This is a genomic window from Vibrio sp. Vb0937, from assembly GCF_033338855.1.
This window is the reverse complement of the sequence record NZ_JAWOTK010000431.1, coordinates 1-1,063: the sequence shown is the minus strand read 5'-3', so window position 1 is coordinate 1,063 and position 1,063 is coordinate 1. Positions and strand designations below refer to the sequence as shown.

At 45.6% G+C, this 1,063-nt stretch carries 2 protein-coding genes; both read left to right on the top strand.

The annotated features are described in order from the left end of the window. Positions 1 to 670, top strand: a 670-nt coding sequence (locus tag R7P67_RS26270) for a FliM/FliN family flagellar motor switch protein (RefSeq protein WP_140089542.1), incomplete at its 5' end; no start/stop codon positions are given. After that, positions 667 to 1,038: a flagellar motor switch protein FliN gene (gene fliN / locus R7P67_RS26265; RefSeq protein ID WP_031814703.1), complete on the top strand. Its 372-nt coding sequence runs from the start codon at positions 667 to 669 to the stop codon at positions 1,036 to 1,038. The genes R7P67_RS26270 and fliN, both read left to right, overlap by 4 nt. Positions 1,039 to 1,063: the final 25 nt, after the last annotated feature.

The following is a 1,063-nucleotide window of genomic DNA, read 5'->3' as shown; positions in this document are numbered from 1 at the left end:
CAGTACAAACAAAGTGGAAGCTAGCTTAACCTCCGTAGACCTGCATCGATTCTCTCCTGCAATGATGGACAAAGATCAGACATCCACCCATAAGCACCAAGAAGGTGGCATGGTATTTGTTCACGGTGATACTCAGACTCTCGTTAAATTAGCAGACCGTTTTTATGGCGCTAATACAGAGCGTTCAGTCGCAACACTGACTGCCAGTGATCTTCGCCTACAGGAAAGAATCAGCCGCATTATTATCGGTTGGCTAGCACCGCAAGACATGTGGGAAGCATGTGAGTATGAAGCTCCACGCGGCATAGGCTTATGTGTCCAATTAAATATCACCTTTGAAGGTTATCAAGGGTCGATGTACTTAAAACTGGACACGCATCTGATCCAAACCTTGATTGAACAGCTTGAGCTGCAATCAGACGTGGATTTGTATGAACCTTTTTGTCGTTCCCTAGAATCAACGCCAGTTCGTCTTAACGTGGTATTGAGTAAAAAAACGATGGCTCTAAGTGACGTGGTCAGCCTAAAACCTGATGACATCATGCCAATCGAATTACTGAATACCGTACCGGTAAGCATTGGCAATCAACCTCTCTTTACTGGCCGTATTGCTGAGCAAGACGGACAGCTTGTTTTGATTTTTAACCCGGATAAGGAAACGCAGCGATGAGCGAAGCGCCTGAAACTAAAGCGTTCGACACAGATGAACTGAACTTTGATGATTTTCAATTAGAAGACTTTGACGCTGAAACAACGCGCCAACCTGAACCTGTTGCTGCAGAGCGCGACCTGAGCTTTTTCAAAAGCATCCCTGTGACTGTCACGCTTGAAGTCGCAAGTAAAGAGATTCCACTTGGTGATTTGATGAAAGCGGGCGAAGGCACCGTCATTGAACTTGAAAAGCTGAACGGCGAACCATTGGACGTAAAAGTGAACGGTTCCCTACTTGGCCATGCGGAAGTAGTTGTCGTTAATGACAAATACGGTCTTCGCTTGATTGACGTACACGATTCGGCATTAAGCGGCGTTGGTCGATAATTTTTGGTAGGCAGTACAATGAACA